We start from the raw sequence: 16,472 nt of genomic DNA, 5'->3' as shown, positions 1-16,472 counted from the left end.
GTCGGCCAGGCTGGCCTTGCTGTTATAGCTAAAAAAAATCCCCGTCGCGTCGTTAGGCCCGACGAGAAAGGGATTGGGTTCAGGTTGTCAGGCGGAAAAGCGCCGCCCGACCGCGCGGCTAAGGCTTACTCATCTTCCAGATAAGTGTAGCCGTAGAGGCCCGCTTCAAACTCTTCGATAAACTGCGCGCGCAGCTCGTCGTCCAGATCGGATTCGGCAATCTGCTTGCGGAAATGCGTCAGCAGCTCGTTCGGATCCAGCTGCACGTATTCCAGCATGTCCGCTACGGTATCGCCTTCGTCCGACAGCTGCACATCAACACGGCCATCCGCGTAAGCATAAACGTCAACCGCTTCGGTATCGCCGAACAGGTTGTGCATATTGCCCAGGATTTCCTGATACGCGCCGACCATAAAGAAGCCCAGCATCGGCGGATTATCCACGTCGTACTGCGGCATCGGCATGGTGGTAGCGATACCGTCGCCGTCCACATAGTGGTCGATGGTGCCGTCTGAATCACAGGTAATATCCAGCAGCACGGCGCGGCGCTCCGGCTTTTTATCCAGCCCTTCCAGCGGCAGCACCGGGAACAGCTGATCGATGCCCCACGCGTCCGGCATGGACTGGAACAGCGAGAAGTTGACGTAAATCTTATCCGCCATACGCTCCTGCAGCTCGTCGATAATCGGACGGTGCGCGCGGTTACCCGGATCCAGATGCTGCTGAATGTAGTTACAAACGCTCAGGTAAAGCTGCTCGGCCCAGGCGCGCTGCTCCAGATTGTAAATGCCCTGAGAGTAGCCCGTATGGATATCAAACAGATCCATCTGGCTGTCGTGCAGCCATTCACGCAGCGAGCGACGATTGTTCAGCTCGTGCATCTCCTGCCACGTATCCCACAGGCTGATAATCGGGCGAGGCGCATCCGCTGGCGGCGACTCCGGCGTAATAAACTCGTTGCGTTCCACGCCAATGATGTTGGAAACCAGCACGGTATGGTGCGCGGTAACCGCGCGACCTGATTCGGTGATGACCGTCGGATGCGGCAGATTGTGCTCCTCACACGCATCGCCGATAGCCCAGATCACGTTGTTGGCGTATTCGTTCAGGCCGTAGTTGACCGAACAGTCGGACTGGGAACGCGTTCCCTCATAGTCCACGCCCAGGCCGCCGCCCACGTCGAAGCACTGGATGTTGACGCCCAGCTTCGCCAGTTCGACATAGAAACGTGCCGATTCGCGTACGCCGGTGGCGATATCGCGGATATTCGCCATCTGCGAGCCGAGGTGGAAGTGCAGCAGCTGCAGGCTTTCCATTCTGCCGGCTTCGCGCATGATCTCAACCAGCTTCAGCACCTGCGTAGCGGACAGGCCAAACTTGGACTTTTCGCCACCGCTGGACTGCCATTTGCCGGAGCCCTGCGAGGCCAGGCGCGCGCGGATGCCAAGACGCGGCACCACGTTCAGGCGTTCCGCTTCTTCCAGCACCAGCTTCACTTCGGTCATCTTTTCCAGCACCAGATAGACTTTGTGGCCCATCTTTTCGCCGATCAGCGCCAGACGAATATATTCACGGTCTTTGTAGCCGTTACAGACGATCACTGAACGGGTCATGCCCGCGTGCGCCAGCACCGCCATCAGCTCCGCTTTGGAGCCCGCTTCCAGCCCCAGCGGCTCGCCGGAGTTGATCAGCGATTCGATCACGCGCTTATGCTGGTTAACCTTGATCGGATAGACCAGGAAATAGTCGCCGCGATAGCCATAGGATTCCCGCGCGCGCTTAAACGCTGCGTTAATGGAGCGCAGGCGATGCTGTAAAATTTGAGGGAAACAGAACAGCGCGGGCAGGCGTTGCCCTTCGGCCTCGCGCTCTTTAACCAGCCGGGCCAGATCGACGCGCGCTTCCGGCACGTCGGGATCGGGACAGACGCTGATATGCCCCAGCTCATTGACGTCGTAATAATTATTGCCCCACCAGGCAATATTGTAGGTGCGCAGCATTTTGCTGGCATCTTGATCGCTCATGGCCACCTCCTGCATTGAGCGGAGTACACCCTGTTCGCCTGCTGACGAACCCTTAATCATCTTGCTGTCGTCAGACATCGCGAGCCTCGAATTTCAATGATGCGGAACAGTTAACTACTATCGCAGGGAAAACCCACGACAACAACCCATCGACTACCGGGCATCCCAGCATAAAACGCTGAGGAACCGCACCAGGCGATATCAGAAGTATAACATTAAACACGTCGCGGACTCCGGCACCCAGCTGCGCTGAGAAACGAGAAGGAGGAGATTATCGACAATTAATGCCGGCATCACGACCGGCGCTACATCGGCACGGCGCCGAGGCAGGAAAACAGGACAGGAAGAGTTTGCGTGCGCCGGAATGGCGCAATGAACCGGTTGCGATCATGACCGTATTCAGCTCCGCTTGGGGAAACCGGGAGGAAAAGGCCAGCGAAAAATCCTCTCGCTGACGCGCCTGCCGCTGATACCGGCAAACCCGGCTTACAGCAGCGGCGTTTTATACAATCAGCACGACAGGAATGCAAAATTTAAATGTAAGGAACAACAAGGGACACGGTAATTTTTACAAAATCCCCCGGTTGTTTCCGATAAAAAATGCTGGCAATCTGTTTAACGAGTAACCTAAAATAGCCGTCCAGATGTGAATCCATCTATACTGGTTAACTTCTAAGCGTCTTAAATTAAATTATTGTACTGCTCATGGCTTTGCCTGAGGGGGCGCAGAGAGAGAAAACCGTTTCTTTTTAGCGCTATGCAGTCGATCCCAACCCGTTTCAGTAAGGTAAAGAATAAATGGCTAAACACCTTTTTACTTCCGAGTCCGTCTCAGAAGGCCATCCCGATAAAATCGCCGACCAGATCTCTGATGCCGTGCTGGATGCCATCCTTGAGCAGGATCCGAAAGCCCGCGTCGCCTGTGAAACCTACGTAAAAACCGGCATGGTGCTGGTCGGTGGCGAAATCACCACCAGCGCATGGGTAGATATCGAAGAGATCACCCGTAATACCGTGCGTGAAATCGGCTATGTTCATTCCGACATGGGCTTTGATGCCAACTCCTGCGCGGTGCTGAATGCTATCGGCAAACAGTCACCGGATATCAACCAGGGCGTGGATCGCGCCGATCCGCTGGAACAGGGCGCGGGCGATCAGGGCCTGATGTTCGGCTATGCCACCAACGAAACCGACGTGCTGATGCCTGCGCCGGTGACCTACGCGCACCGTCTGGTGCAGCGTCAGTCCGAAGTGCGTAAAAACGGCACCCTGCCGTGGCTGCGTCCGGATGCGAAAAGCCAGATCACTTTCCAGTACGATGCGGGCAAAATCGTTGGTATCGACGCGGTAGTGCTTTCTACGCAGCATTCAGAAGATATCGATCAGAAAGCGCTGCAGGAAGCGGTGATGGAAGAGATCATCAAGCCGGTTCTGCCAGCTGAATGGATCAACGCCGGTACCAAATACCATATCAACCCGACCGGCCGTTTCGTTATCGGCGGCCCGATGGGCGATTGCGGCCTGACCGGTCGTAAAATCATCGTGGACACCTACGGCGGCATGGCTCGTCACGGTGGCGGCGCGTTCTCCGGTAAGGATCCGTCAAAAGTTGACCGTTCCGCAGCCTACGCGGCACGCTACGTGGCCAAGAACATCGTGGCTGCCGGCCTGGCCGATCGCTGTGAAATCCAGGTTTCTTACGCCATCGGCGTTGCGGAACCGACTTCCATCATGGTAGAAACCTTTGGTACAGAAAAAATCTCTACCGAACAGCTGACGCTGCTGGTACGCGAGTTCTTCGACCTGCGTCCTTACGGCCTGATCCAGATGCTGGATCTGCTGCACCCAATCTACCGCGAAACTGCGGCTTACGGTCACTTTGGCCGCGAGCACTTCCCATGGGAAAAAACCGACAAGGCCGCACAGCTGCGCGAAGCGGCTGGCCTGAAGTAAGGTTTTACCTATCGCATCAAGGGCACCTAAAGGGTGCCCTTTTTGCTGCCCGCTGGCTGGCAGATTGGTAAACTCCGTATACACTTTTGCAGGCCTTCGTCGCCCCGCATGTTAACGGTTACATCCAGAAACATCAGGCAGCATCTGATAATTAAGAATTTCCAGCCTTAACAAGAGTAGCGGGAATGCGCTATTTTCAGCGCTGTCCGATAGAGGGCCAGCAGGGAACCAGGAGAAGCTATTTAGTGCTATGCCTGAACGGTTATAAAGCGTAAGCGCGTATGAAAACCACTGTTTTCAGAAAGATCTGGTGTGTAACCGATTACACCGTGTGATCGCCCGCACAGTCTTTCGCGCCGGGTTTTTTTAACATTTATAAAAACAATATACAGTACCACTAATATGGAGGCTTCATGCCTGATAATAAGAAACAGAGCAGAACATCCAACAAGGCGATGACCTTGTTCGTATGTTTACTCGCCGCACTCGCCGGCCTGCTTTTCGGGCTGGATATCGGCGTGATTGCCGGCGCTTTACCTTTCATTGCGAAAGATTTCAACGTCACTGCCCACCAGCAGGAATGGATTGTCAGCTCGATGATGTTCGGTGCCGCCGTCGGCGCCGTCGGCAGCGGCTGGATGTCCTCTTACCTCGGTCGTAAAAAGAGCCTGATGATTGGCGCCGTGCTGTTCGTTATCGGCTCGCTGTGGTCAGCCATGGCGGGAAACGCGGATATGCTGATTGTGGCGCGCGTGCTGCTGGGCCTGGCCGTCGGCGTGGCTTCCTTTACCGCTCCGCTTTACCTTTCTGAAATCGCACCGGAAAAAATTCGCGGCAGCATGATCTCGCTGTACCAGCTGATGATCACCATCGGTATTCTGGGTGCCTATCTCTCCGATACCGCGTTCAGCTACACCGGCGAATGGCGCTGGATGCTGGGCATTATCACTATCCCGGCGGCCCTGCTGCTGGTCGGCGTCTGCTTCCTGCCTAACAGCCCGCGCTGGCTGGCGGCGAAAGGCAACTTCCGCGATGCGCAGCGCGTGCTGGATCGCCTGCGCGACACCAGCGAGCAGGCAAAACGCGAGCTGGATGAAATTCGTGAAAGCCTGAAGATCAAACAGTCCGGCTGGAATCTGTTCAAAAACAACGGTAATTTCCGCCGTGCGGTCTGGCTGGGTATTCTGCTACAGGTTATGCAGCAGTTCACCGGTATGAACGTCATCATGTACTACGCGCCGAAAATTTTTGAAATTGCCGGCTTTACCAATACCACCGAGCAGATGTGGGGCACCGTTATCGTTGGTCTGATCAACGTGCTGGCGACCTTTATCGCTATCGGTCTGGTGGATCGCTGGGGCCGTAAGCCGACCCTGAAGTTGGGCTTCCTGGTCATGGCGATCGGTATGGGCGTGCTGGGTACCATGCTGCATATCGGCATTCACTCTGCCGGTGCACAGTACTTTGCTATCGCTATGCTGCTGATGTTTATCATTGGCTTCGCCATGAGCGCCGGCCCGCTGATCTGGGTACTGTGTTCTGAAATTCAGCCGCTGAAAGGCCGCGATTTTGGTATCACCGTTTCTACGGCGACCAACTGGATTGCCAACATGATCGTCGGGGCGACCTTCCTGACCATGCTGAACACGCTGGGCAACGCCAATACCTTCTGGGTCTACGCAGGTCTGAATATCCTCTTTATTATTCTGACGATTATGCTGATCCCGGAAACCAAAAACGTTTCTCTTGAGCATATCGAACGCAACCTGTTAAGCGGCAAAAAGCTGCGCGACATCGGTCAGCGCGACTAAGCTTCACTGGCCGGGGCAACCCGGCCAGCTTCATTGAATTCCCCTGCCTCACGTCGTATCCTCTGCACCATGAAATCCCCTCGACTTCCAATAGCCCTACAACAGGCCGTGATGCGTTCGCTGCGCGACAAGCTGCAGCAGGCTAATCAGCGCCTTGAACGTCACTATCCTGAACCAAAGCTGGTTTATCAGCAGCGCGGTACGGCTGCGGGCACCGCCTGGCTGGAAGCCTGGGAGATCCGCCTGAATCCGGTGCTGCTGCTGGAAAATCAGGAAGCTTTTATCAATGAAGTGGTGCCGCACGAGCTGGCGCATCTGCTGGTATGGAAACAGTTTGGCCGCGTGGCGCCGCATGGCAAAGAGTGGAAGTGGATGATGGAAAGCGTGCTGGGCGTGCCTGCACGACGCACCCACCAGTTTGCTATCGAATCGGTGCGCAGCCGCGCTTTCCCCTATCGCTGCCGCTGTCAGCAGCATCAGCTGACCGTGCGTCGCCATAACCGGGTCACGCGCGGCGAAAGCGAATACCGCTGCGTTCACTGCGGCGAAAAATTGCTGCCCGGCACGTTTACGCCCGCATAAAAATCGGCCTGGCGTCAAAAAAAGCGCTGATAAAGCACGCGACGATTTCCTGTTATCCGGCGCTTCTGCTACTCTCGCCGCTTTATTGACTGACAGAAAACCGGACTATGTTACGCAAAATTATTGGCTGCTTTTCGCTGCTGACCGCCTTCTTTGCCCACGGGTTAAGCCCCAACAACTACCATCAGAATAATTTCAGCCAGGCAAAAGCCTATGCCGCGCAAATCAATGCCGATGCGCCAGGCTCTTTCTACTGCGGCTGTAAGATTAACTGGCAGGGGAAAAAAGGCGTGCCGGACCTCGCCTCCTGCGGCTATCAGGTGCGCAAAAACGCCAACCGCGCTAACCGCATCGAGTGGGAGCACGTGGTGCCCGCCTGGACTTTCGGCCACCAGCGCCAGTGCTGGCAGGATGGCGGCAGAAAACAGTGCGCCAAAGACGCGGGCTATCGCCGTATAGAGTCCGATCTGCATAACCTGCAGCCCGCCATCGGCGAGGTTAACGGCGATCGCGGCAACTTTATGTACAGCCAGTGGAACGGCAGCGAGCATCAGTACGGCCAGTGCGAAATGAAGATCGATTTCAAGAACAAGCAGGCTGAACCGCCAGCGCGCGCGCGCGGCGCCATCGCCCGCACCTGGTTCTATATGCGCGACCAGTACCAGATTGCGATGTCGAAACAGCAGACTCAGCTGATGACGGTCTGGGACAAGCAGTATCCGGTTACCGCCTGGGAATGCGAGCGCGATAACCGCATCGCAAAAGTCCAGGGCAACCACAACCCCTATGTACAGCGTGCTTGCCAGCGGTAAAATCTGTGGCCTAAACTGGACAGCATGTCTTGGCCGCGCCCGCCGCGGCCAGTTACTTTTATCAGGATCCCCATGCGTATACCCCGCATTTATCATGCCGAACCGCTGGTCGTCGGCAGTGAAGTTTTCCTCAACGAAGAAGCGGCAAATCACGTAGGACGCGTACTGCGGATGAACGCCGGTCAGCGCCTGGAATTGTTCGATGGTACTAATCTGACATTTAGCGCCGAAATCGTGCAGGCGGATAAGAAAAATGTGCGCGTCGCCGTGCAGGAAAGTCGCGAAGAGTGCCGTGAATCCCCGCTTCACCTGCATTTAGGCCAGGTGATGTCGCGCGGCGAGAAGATGGAGTTCACCATTCAAAAAGCGGTGGAACTGGGCGTAAACAGCATCACCCCCTTGTTTTCTGAGCGCTGTGGCGTAAAGCTTGATGCCCAAAGGCTGGCGAAAAAAATCCAGCAGTGGCAAAAAATTGTGATTGCCGCCTGCGAGCAGTGCGGCAGAAATCGCGTGCCGGAGGTGCGTGAAGCAATGACGCTGGAGGCCTGGAGCGCCGAAGAGGACAGCAGCCTGAAGCTCAATCTGCACCCGAGAGCGAGCCAAAGCATCAATACCCTGCCGCAGCCCGTGGAACGCGTCCGTTTGCTGATTGGCCCGGAAGGCGGCCTGACGGCGGATGAGATCGCGATGACGGCGCGCTACGGCTTTACCGATATCCTTTTAGGGCCTCGCGTGCTGCGCACGGAGACCACCGCGCTAACCGCCATTACCGCCCTTCAGGTGCGGTTTGGCGATTTAGGCTGATAACAGGCACTGACGAGAAAAACGGCAGGCAAGAAAGCTCAACTGGAGAGACTAATGATTAAGCTTGGCATTGTGATGGACCCGATTAGCGCCATCAATATTAAAAAAGACAGCAGCTTCGCGATGCTGCTGGAAGCACAGCGCCGCGGTTATGAAATTCACTATATGGAGATGAAAGATCTCTATCTGCGCGGCGGTGAAGCGCGCGCCGCAACGCGTCTGTTGAGCGTTGAGCAAAACTACGACAAATGGTACGAGTTCGGCAGCGAGCAGGATATTGCGCTGGCCGACCTGAACGTAGTGCTGATGCGTAAAGATCCGCCTTTCGACACCGAATTTATCTACGCGACCTACATCCTTGAGCGCGCGGAAGAAAAAGGCACGCTGATCGTGAATAAGCCGCAGAGCCTGCGCGACTGCAACGAGAAGCTCTATACCGCCTGGTTTGCTGAGCTGACGCCGGACACGCTGGTGACCCGCAGCGCGCAGCAGATCCGCGATTTCTGGCAGGAGCACGGCGACATTATCCTGAAACCGCTGGACGGCATGGGCGGCGCCTCTATTTTCCGCGTGAAGCAGGAAGATCCAAACCTGTCGGTGATTATTGAAACGCTGACCGAGCATGGCAGCTTCTACTGCATGGCGCAGAACTATCTGCCAGCGATTAAAGAAGGCGACAAGCGCGTGCTGGTGGTGGATGGTGAACCCGTGCCTTACTGCCTGGCTCGCATTCCCAAATCGGGCGAAACGCGTGGCAACCTGGCGGCCGGCGGCCGTGGCGAAGCGCGTCCGCTGTCCGAAAGCGACTGGGAAATTGCCCGCCGCGTCGGCCCAATGCTGAAGCAAAAGGGCCTGATTTTTGTCGGCCTGGATATCATCGGCGACAAGCTGACGGAAATTAACGTGACCAGCCCGACCTGCATACGTGAGATCGAGGCCGCATTCCCGATTTCAATTACTGGTATGCTTATGGATGCGATTGAAAAACGACTGGCCTGATAAGAAAAGGATTGACGGGCCTTCGTGCTAACCCTGTTGTTCGCCTGCGGCCTTTACCACAGGCGGGCAACCCGACTACAGAATCCTGATATGAATTTACAGCATCATTTTTTGATTGCCATGCCCACGCTGCTGGATCCTTTGTTCAAACGTTCGGTTGTTTATATCTGCGAACACAATGACGAAGGCGCCATGGGTATTATCGTTAATAAACCGATGGAAAATCTTACCGTCGACGGCATTCTTAAGAAGTTAAAAATTATGCCAACCCCGCGCGAACCCGAAGTCAAACTCGACAAGCCGGTTTTTGCCGGCGGCCCGCTGGCAGAAGATCGCGGTTTTATTTTGCACTCGGCTCAGCATACCTACGCGTCCAGCATTCGCGTTTCCGATAATACGGTGATCACCACCTCCCGCGACGTGCTGGAAACGCTGGGCACGCCGGAGCAGCCGGAAAGCGTACTGGTCGCGCTGGGCTACTGCGCCTGGGAGAAAGACCAGCTGGAAAACGAGCTGCTGGAAAACGCCTGGCTGACCATTCCGGCCAACAGCAATATTCTGTTTAAAACGCCCGTGGCCGAACGCTGGCGCGAAGCGGCGAAAAGCATCGGCGTGGATATTCACAATATCACCAGCGATGTTGGACACGCCTGATGAGCCACCTTACTCTGCTGGCCTTCGATTTCGGCACCAAAAGCATCGGCGTGGCGATAGGCCAACAGCTTACCGGCACCGCCCGCCCGCTTCCCGCGTTAAAAGCGCAGGATGGCACGCCCGACTGGAGCAAAATCGAGGCGTTGCTGAAAGAGTGGCAGCCGGATCATGTTGTGGTCGGTCTGCCGTTAAATATGGACGGCACCGAACAGCCGCTAACCGCCAGAGCGCGCAAATTTGCCAACCGGCTGCACGGCCGCTTTGGCGTCAAGGTAGAGCTGCACGATGAGCGCCTCAGCACCGTGGAAGCCAGGGCTGACCTCTTTTCACGCGGCGGCTTTCGGGCGCTGAACAAGGGCAGCGTCGATTCCCTTTCGGCCGTGATCATCCTCGAAAGCTGGTTTGAGAACGCGTGGAGCTAGTCGGCTCGTTTATCGCTTCACTTTTACCGCCGGGCCGCGTAACGTCGCCCGGCTCGTGCACCAGCACCGCTTAACGTTACGCCACCAGCACCGCCACCCGCCCGTTTCGATTGCCGCCACGCCCCAGCACCAGCGGCTGCCAGTCTCGATTGCCATTACTTCTCCAGCTCCACTTGCCAGTAACGCCTGCCATTACGCTATCAGCCCCGCTTTCCGTTACACCTCCGTCTTCACCTGAAATCACGCCACCAGCCCGGCCTGCCGCCGCGCCTGCAAACTTTGCTCAAACGTCTGCATACCCAGCTGCGCGCCGGTTTGCAGCACGCCCGGCAGCTGATGCGTTTTGCCCTCGCGAATCAAGCTGCTCGTGGCAGGGGTATTAATCAGCACCTCAAACAGCGCTACCCGACCCCTGGTCACGCCCGGCACCAGCTTTTGCGCAATCACCGCTTTCAGGCTGCCGGCCAGCTGGCTGCGGATCAGGTTTTTCTCCGCGCCGGGAAAAACGTCCACCAGCCTGTCCACCGCCTGCGCCGCGCCGCGCGTGTGCAGCGTCGCCAGCACCAGATGCCCGGTTTCTGCCGCCGTCAAAGCCAGCTGGATGGTGTCGCTATCGCGCAGCTCGCCCAGCAGGATGACGTCCGGATCCTGACGCAGCGCCGCCCGCAGCCCGGTGCTGAAAGAGACGCAGTGCCGGCCTATCTCCCGCTGCTGGATAAGCGATCGCTCGCTGCGGTGAATAAACTCCACCGGATCTTCCAGCGTCAGGATATGGCGGTGCTGCTGCTGGTTAATCGCGCCGATAAGCGCAGCCAGCGTGGTTGATTTGCCGCTGCCCGTCGCGCCCGTCACCAATACCAGCCCGTCCTGCAGCCGGAGCAGCTCCTTTACTATCGGCGGTAGATCCAGCTCCGCCAGCTCGGGACAGCGGCTGGTGATAAAGCGCAGCGCCAGCGAAATACCCCGCCGCTGCCGGAACAGATTCGCCCGCAGCCGCGTGCCGTCGGCCAGCGTCAGCGCGAAATCCAGCTGGCCTGCGCGAGCGAATTCGCGTTGCTGATCGGCATCCAGCCACGCCTGACTAATTTTTAGCAGCAGCTCGTCGCTGGCAGGAAGACCGCCCGGTATCGCCTCCAGCCTGCCGGCCAGCCGCCAGAACGGATAATGACCACTACAGAGGTGCAGATCCCCGGCGTTATGCTTTACACTAAGCGCCACTAATTCCTCAATATCCATATTAACTCCCTGACTATGACCCCGATTCAGCACAACTTACAGCAGATACGCGAGCGGATCTCAGCGGCAGCCGCACGATGCGGCCGCGATCCAGCAGAAATTACGCTGCTTGCAGTGAGCAAAACAAAACCTGCGAGCGCGGTCGAAGAAGCGGCGGCGGCGGGCCAGCTTGCCTTTGGCGAAAACTACGTGCAGGAAGGCGTCGATAAAATCCAGGCGCTTAACAATTCCGCGCTGGCGTGGCACTTTATCGGGCCGCTGCAATCCAACAAAAGTCGGCTGGTAGCGGAAAACTTTGCCTGGTGCCATACGGTGGATCGGCTGAAGATCGCCGCAAGGCTGAACGAACAGCGTCCGGCCGATTTACCGCCGTTGAATGTGCTGATCCAGATAAATATCAGCGACGAGCAGAGTAAATCTGGCATCATGCTGGCTGCGCTGCCGGATCTGGCTCGGGAGATTGCTCAGCTGCCGCGTTTAACGCTGCGCGGCCTGATGGCGATCCCCGCGCCGGAGGCGGATTATCAGCACCAGCTGGCCGTTTGTCGCCGGATGGCGGCAGCCTTTAGCGAACTGAAAAAGAGTTATGCCTCCGTCGACACGCTCTCTCTGGGGATGAGCGACGATATGGATGCGGCTATTGAGGCAGGTACGACCATGGTGCGCATTGGCACCGCCATATTTGGCGCGCGCGATTACGGCGCCACTAACTAACTTTTGAGGGACTCCATGCTGACGTTGACTTTTCTGGTCTCAACGATAATTAATCTTTACGTGAAAGTGCTGCTGCTGCGTATCTGGATGCAGTGGGCAAGATGCGATTTTTATAATCCGTTCTCGCAGTTTATCGTTAAGATCACCCAGCCGGTGATCCGCCCGATGCGCCGGGTCATTCCCTCTATCGGGCCGCTGGATACCGCGTCTTTACTGCTGGCCTATGTGCTGAGCGTGCTGCTGTTTACCGTGATGTTCACGCTTCAGAGCAGCGTATTTATTTTCGATCCGGTCTTCCTCTATTTCGGCCTGGTGTCGCTGGTGAAAGCCGCCGGCGTGCTGGTATTCTGGGTGATTATCATTCGCTCGCTGATGAGCTGGATAAGCCAGGGCCGCAACCCGGTGGATTACGTGCTGATCCAGCTGACTGAGCCGCTGATGGCACCCGTGCGTCGCCTTATTCCGGCGATGGGCGGCATCGACTTCTCGGCGATGGCGGTGATCCTGATCCTCTATATGCTGAACTATCTGGGAATGGACTTTGTTCCCGGCTGGGCGCAGCTTTAATTTGTACGGTAGTTAACTTCTGGACCTGATATGCAAAAAGTAGTGCTCGCCACCGGCAATGCCGGAAAAGTTCGTGAACTGGCCGATAAGCTGGCCGCCTTTGGCCTGGATATCGTGGCGCAGACCGAGTGTGGCGTGGAGTCGGCCGAAGAGACCGGCCTGACCTTTATCGAGAATGCCCTGCTGAAAGCGCGTCACGCTGCGGCTATCACCGGTTTGCCGGCGATTGCCGACGACTCCGGGCTGGCGGTGGACGCGCTGGGCGGCGCGCCTGGCATCTATTCCGCGCGCTACGCCGGCGCGGAGGCCAGCGATCGGCAGAATATCGACAAGCTGCTGGAAGCGATGGAAAACGTGGCGGACGGCCAGCGCCAGGCGCAGTTCCACTGCGTGCTGGTTTATCTGCGCCATGCTGAAGACCCCACGCCGCTGGTGTTTCACGGCTGCTGGCAGGGAGAAATCGCCCGTGCCGTCAGCGGCGAAGGCGGCTTCGGCTACGATCCCGTGTTCTTTGTACCGGCGCTGGGCAAAACCGCCGCAGAGCTGAGCAAAGAAGAGAAACGCGCGGTTTCCCATCGTGGCAAAGCGCTGGCCCTGCTGCTGGAAGCGATGCGCAATGCATAATCTGCCGCCGCTCAGCCTCTATATTCATATTCCGTGGTGCGTACAGAAATGTCCCTACTGCGATTTCAACTCGCATGCGCTGAAGGGCGAAGTGCCGCACGAGGAGTATGTCCGGCATTTACTGGCCGACCTGGATGCCGATCTGCCGCTGGCGGCTGGCCGCGAGGTTGGCACAATCTTTATCGGCGGCGGCACGCCCAGCCTGCTGAGCAGCGAGGCGATGCAGATGCTGATGGACGGCGTGCGGGCAAGGCTGCCGCTCTCGCCAACGGCGGAAATCACCATGGAGGCGAACCCGGGCACCGTCGAGGCCGATCGCTTCAGCGGCTATCAGCGCGCCGGTATCAACCGCATCTCGATTGGCGTGCAAAGCTTCAGCCAGCAGAAGCTGACGCGTCTTGGCCGCATTCACGGCCCGGAAGAAGCGAAGCGCGCGGCGAAGCTGGCTCAGGGGCTGGGCCTGCGCAGCTTTAACCTTGATTTGATGCATGGCCTGCCCGATCAGTCGCTGGCGGAGGCGCTGGACGACCTGCGCCAGGCTATCGAGCTGGATCCGCCGCATCTTTCCTGGTATCAGCTGACCATCGAACCCAACACGCTGTTTGCCTCCAGGCCGCCCGTGCTGCCGGACGATGACGCGTTATGGGATATCTTTGAGCAGGGCCACCAGCTGTTAACGGCGGCGGGTTACGAGCAGTACGAGACTTCCGCCTATGCCAAACCGGGCTACCGCTGCGAGCATAACCTCAACTACTGGCGCTTCGGCGACTATCTGGGGATCGGCTGCGGCGCGCACGGCAAGCTGACGCAGGCAGACGGGCGAATTATCCGCACCGCCAAAACCCGCCACCCACGCGGCTTTATGAACGGCAATTATCTGGACCGTCAGCACGAGGTCGCGGAAACAGAAAAGCCGTTTGAGTTCTTTATGAACCGTTTCCGGCTGCTGGAAGCGGCGCCGCGCGAAGAGTTTGCGCGCTTTACCGGCCTTAGTGAGGAAGCTATCCGTCCTCAGCTTGATGAGGCGCTGGCGAAAGGTTACCTGACGGAAACGGCGCAAAGCTGGCAGGTGACGGAGAAAGGCAAGCTGTTCCTGAACTCACTGCTGGAGCTGTTCCTGGCTGAATAGCCGCCCCGCTTTACCCACTCCCCGCCGGAAAAAGCGGGGCGTGTTTTCAAACGGCTATCCCCTCTTTACGCGCGGCGCGCGGAATACCAGCCTAATCGCAAGCCGTTAACACAGTCTGCCGTTATGGCAACGCTGCCAGCTATAAATCCCATGGACGTCTTTAGACAAAGAGAAAGGCGATAACGTCCTGGTGCCGGTAGTCTTTGCCGCTTACAGCCAGCCCGTACAGACACCAGAAGAGTAGCTCTGGCCGGATTATTTCAATCCGCCAATCAGCGTCTTACGCTGCGCTTCCAGCGCGGTCACGCGGTTGCAAACTTCGTGTCCGAAGTTCTGGAAGTCCGCCTCCTGATTGCTCCATTCCGCCTGCACGGCCTGCTGCAATCCGCCCAGGTTACCCATCACTGCCTGAAGCGGATTATCGCCGTTTACCTTGCTGCCCATTTCGTTAAGGCTGTCCTGGATCACGCCGCCCATCGCGCTCTGCACCAGCTTTTCGCCGTCCTGCCGCACCTGCTCGATAGCCTGATGATGGAACGTCAGCCCGTCGTTGCGATGCTCAATAATGCGGTTCATCTGCTGCTTCAGCTGCTCGTCCAACTTTGTCAGGCGGCTACGGACTCTGCTGTCCGTGCCCAGTTTGTTGACGATCACGTTATCCAGCGCCACGCGGCTTTTTTCCAGACGCTGACGCGCTCCCTGATCGATCCAGGGCAAATCGCGGCGCAGCGCGGCCTGATAGTCGATGGCGGTCTGGCGCGTGGCGTTATCGACCGAAGCGGACTGCCCGTTGCGCTGTACCTCGCCGGTCGGTGTGATGATCAGATTGCCGCTGGCGCCCACTACCTTGACGTTCTGCGGAGAGATAACGATATCGTCCTGAGGATTGACGCTACATTGATAGTCGGCCTGTGCCTGGCCTGCCGCCAGCAACAGCGCGGCCGCTACGATCGCTTTACGCATTGACTCTTCTCCTGAGAAACAAAAGGCCACGCATGCGTGGCCTCAACGGACGGTTTGCCTGCTTATGCTACGGCAGGCAGATAATTAGTCCCACCAGACGTCGAAAAGTTCGGTTACCTGGATATTATTCAGCTGGCGATCTTCCAGCCATTTACGCACCAGCTCGCGGTGCTCGTCGGTGCACTTGCCGGTTTGCTGCAGGCAGACCAGCCCTTCCCACTGCAGGAAGCCGCTGCCGTCAAACGCCAGGCCGTTGGGATCGATAACTTCATTAATGAAGGCGTCCAGGGTGGTGTCGATGGTGTCGCCGCTGGTATCTTCCGGGAAGGAGAAAGCGACGGAAAAGCCTAATTCCTGAAACTCATCGATATGCATTTTTTTACGCAAGCGACGACTGCGTTGAGCTGCCATTATTTAATCCTCTCAAACATCAAATCCCATACACCGTGGCCAAGACGCTGGCCGCGCTGTTCGAATTTTGTTAACGGCCGCGAATCGGGACGCGGCACATAATCGTTGGTTGCCGACTGGTTTTTGTAGCCAGCAATGCTGCTCATTACTTCCAGCATATGTTCCGCATAGGCTTCCCAGTCGGTCGCCATATGAAACACGCCGCCCAGCTTCAGCTTGCGCATCACCAGCTCGGCAAAAGGCACCTGAACGATGCGGCGCTTGTTATGGCGCGCTTTATGCCAGGGATCCGGGAAAAAGAGCTGCACCATACGCAGCGAATTATCCGGGATCATTTTCTCCAGCACGTCGACTGCATCGTGACACATCACGCGCAGATTCTCCACGCCCGCCTCGTCGGCTGCGCTCAGGCAGGCGCCGACGCCCGGCGAATGGACTTCAATACCCAGAAAGTTTTGCTGCGGGTTCGCGGCGGCCATCGCCACCAGCGATGCGCCCATGCCAAAGCCAATCTCCAGCACCACCGGCGCCTCGCGGCCAAAAAGGGATGCCAGATCAACGGGTTCCGGCTGATACTCCACACCTTTAACAGGCCAGAAATGGTCCAGCGCGTGCTGCTGGCCTTTGGTCAGGCGGCCCTGACGGCGAACGAAGCTGCGAATACGGCGCATCGGGCGGCCGTTTTCGTCAAACTCCGGTGTAATCACATCATTCTTCATGTTTCTGCCTGCTGGTCTGCAATATCTGAAAAACGGGCATTATGCAAA

At 57.4% G+C, this 16,472-nt stretch carries 19 protein-coding genes; 12 read left to right on the top strand and 7 right to left on the bottom strand.

The genetic code is table 11. The annotated features are described in order from the left end of the window. Window positions 1–125: 125 nt before the first annotated feature. Both speA and QCD69_RS22905 read right to left on the bottom strand, forming a co-directional pair. The gene (gene speA / locus QCD69_RS19340; RefSeq protein ID WP_125287325.1) at window positions 126–2,102 is read right to left on the bottom strand and encodes a biosynthetic arginine decarboxylase; all 1,977 of its coding nucleotides are present in this window, start codon (window positions 2,100–2,102) and stop codon (window positions 126–128) included. Continuing rightward, window positions 2,095–2,196 carry a hypothetical protein gene (locus tag QCD69_RS22905; protein ID WP_367317868.1) on the bottom strand — a complete coding sequence of 34 codons (102 nt, stop codon included), beginning with the start codon at window positions 2,194–2,196 and terminating at the stop codon, window positions 2,095–2,097. The genes speA and QCD69_RS22905 overlap by 8 nt, the downstream gene beginning before the upstream one ends. A 626-nt stretch (window positions 2,197–2,822) precedes the next feature. Here QCD69_RS22905 and metK point away from each other — a divergent pair. The 8 genes from metK (at window position 2,823) to ruvX (ending at window position 10,061) form a co-directional block, all read left to right on the top strand. Next, the gene (metK, locus tag QCD69_RS19335; protein WP_253458613.1) at window positions 2,823–3,977 is read left to right on the top strand and encodes a methionine adenosyltransferase; all 1,155 of its coding nucleotides are present in this window, start codon (window positions 2,823–2,825) and stop codon (window positions 3,975–3,977) included. 413 nt (window positions 3,978–4,390) lie between these two features. Further along, complete coding sequence (locus QCD69_RS19330) at window positions 4,391–5,788, top strand: sugar porter family MFS transporter (protein WP_253458610.1); 1,398 nt, start codon at window positions 4,391–4,393, stop codon at window positions 5,786–5,788. 69 nt (window positions 5,789–5,857) lie between these two features. Then, window positions 5,858–6,370: a SprT family zinc-dependent metalloprotease gene (locus QCD69_RS19325; RefSeq protein WP_253458608.1), complete on the top strand. Its 513-nt coding sequence runs from the start codon at window positions 5,858–5,860 to the stop codon at window positions 6,368–6,370. A 107-nt stretch (window positions 6,371–6,477) separates the two neighbouring features. Beyond that, window positions 6,478–7,182: a deoxyribonuclease I gene (gene endA / locus QCD69_RS19320; protein WP_253458605.1), complete on the top strand. Its 705-nt coding sequence runs from the start codon at window positions 6,478–6,480 to the stop codon at window positions 7,180–7,182. 72 nt (window positions 7,183–7,254) lie between these two features. After that, a complete protein-coding gene (rsmE, locus tag QCD69_RS19315) occupies window positions 7,255–7,986 on the top strand; it encodes a 16S rRNA (uracil(1498)-N(3))-methyltransferase (RefSeq protein ID WP_253458602.1) in 732 nt (243 codons plus the stop codon). 54 nt (window positions 7,987–8,040) lie between these two features. Then, window positions 8,041–8,985: a glutathione synthase gene (gene gshB / locus QCD69_RS19310; protein ID WP_125287319.1), complete on the top strand. Its 945-nt coding sequence runs from the start codon at window positions 8,041–8,043 to the stop codon at window positions 8,983–8,985. 90 nt (window positions 8,986–9,075) lie between these two features. Beyond that, on the top strand, window positions 9,076–9,639 hold the full coding sequence (locus QCD69_RS19305) for a YqgE/AlgH family protein (RefSeq protein WP_125287318.1): 564 nt from the start codon (window positions 9,076–9,078) through the stop codon (window positions 9,637–9,639). Beyond that, entirely contained in the window at window positions 9,639–10,061 is a 423-nt protein-coding gene (ruvX, locus tag QCD69_RS19300) for a Holliday junction resolvase RuvX (protein ID WP_125287317.1), read from the top strand. Before QCD69_RS19305 ends, ruvX begins: the two co-directional genes overlap by 1 nt. 9 nt (window positions 10,062–10,070) lie before the next feature. On the opposite strand, the gene QCD69_RS19295 is transcribed toward ruvX, so the two are convergent. Beyond that, window positions 10,071–10,217 carry a hypothetical protein gene (locus tag QCD69_RS19295; RefSeq protein ID WP_301253200.1) on the bottom strand — a complete coding sequence of 49 codons (147 nt, stop codon included), beginning with the start codon at window positions 10,215–10,217 and terminating at the stop codon, window positions 10,071–10,073. An 84-nt stretch (window positions 10,218–10,301) separates the two neighbouring features. After that, entirely contained in the window at window positions 10,302–11,297 is a 996-nt protein-coding gene (locus QCD69_RS19290) for a type IV pilus twitching motility protein PilT (protein ID WP_253458596.1), read from the bottom strand. A 15-nt stretch (window positions 11,298–11,312) separates the two neighbouring features. Between QCD69_RS19290 and QCD69_RS19285 the strand changes: the two genes are divergently transcribed. The 4 genes from QCD69_RS19285 to hemW are packed head-to-tail and all read left to right on the top strand — an operon-like array spanning window position 11,313 to window position 14,331. After that, window positions 11,313–12,011: a YggS family pyridoxal phosphate-dependent enzyme gene (locus tag QCD69_RS19285; RefSeq protein ID WP_253458593.1), complete on the top strand. Its 699-nt coding sequence runs from the start codon at window positions 11,313–11,315 to the stop codon at window positions 12,009–12,011. A 15-nt stretch (window positions 12,012–12,026) separates the two neighbouring features. After that, the gene (locus QCD69_RS19280) at window positions 12,027–12,578 is read left to right on the top strand and encodes a YggT family protein (protein WP_253458591.1); all 552 of its coding nucleotides are present in this window, start codon (window positions 12,027–12,029) and stop codon (window positions 12,576–12,578) included. 30 nt (window positions 12,579–12,608) lie between these two features. Further along, window positions 12,609–13,202, top strand: coding sequence for an RdgB/HAM1 family non-canonical purine NTP pyrophosphatase (gene rdgB / locus QCD69_RS19275; protein WP_253458589.1), 594 nt, complete (start codon window positions 12,609–12,611; stop codon window positions 13,200–13,202). Continuing rightward, window positions 13,195–14,331, top strand: a complete 1,137-nt coding sequence (gene hemW, locus QCD69_RS19270; protein WP_253458587.1) for a radical SAM family heme chaperone HemW — start codon at window positions 13,195–13,197, stop codon at window positions 14,329–14,331. The genes rdgB and hemW overlap by 8 nt, the downstream gene beginning before the upstream one ends. 255 nt (window positions 14,332–14,586) lie before the next feature. Here the strand turns inward: hemW and QCD69_RS19265 are convergent, their stop codons facing one another. The 3 genes from QCD69_RS19265 to trmB all read right to left on the bottom strand — a co-directional run bounded on the left by QCD69_RS19265 (window position 14,587) and on the right by trmB (window position 16,424). Continuing rightward, window positions 14,587–15,294, bottom strand: a complete 708-nt coding sequence (locus QCD69_RS19265) for a DUF2884 domain-containing protein (protein ID WP_253458585.1) — start codon at window positions 15,292–15,294, stop codon at window positions 14,587–14,589. An 84-nt stretch (window positions 15,295–15,378) separates the two neighbouring features. Continuing rightward, window positions 15,379–15,705: a YggL family protein gene (locus QCD69_RS19260; RefSeq protein WP_253458583.1), complete on the bottom strand. Its 327-nt coding sequence runs from the start codon at window positions 15,703–15,705 to the stop codon at window positions 15,379–15,381. Next, complete coding sequence (gene trmB, locus QCD69_RS19255) at window positions 15,705–16,424, bottom strand: tRNA (guanosine(46)-N7)-methyltransferase TrmB (RefSeq protein WP_253458581.1); 720 nt, start codon at window positions 16,422–16,424, stop codon at window positions 15,705–15,707. The genes QCD69_RS19260 and trmB overlap by 1 nt, the downstream gene beginning before the upstream one ends. Window positions 16,425–16,472: the final 48 nt, after the last annotated feature.

The organism is Erwinia sp. PsM31 (genome assembly GCF_030433775.1).
In the GTDB taxonomy this organism is placed as follows: Bacteria; Pseudomonadota; Gammaproteobacteria; order Enterobacterales; family Enterobacteriaceae; genus Erwinia; species Erwinia aeris.
Note: the sequence above shows the minus strand (reverse complement) of the source record. Positions and strands in the feature narration are given on the sequence as shown.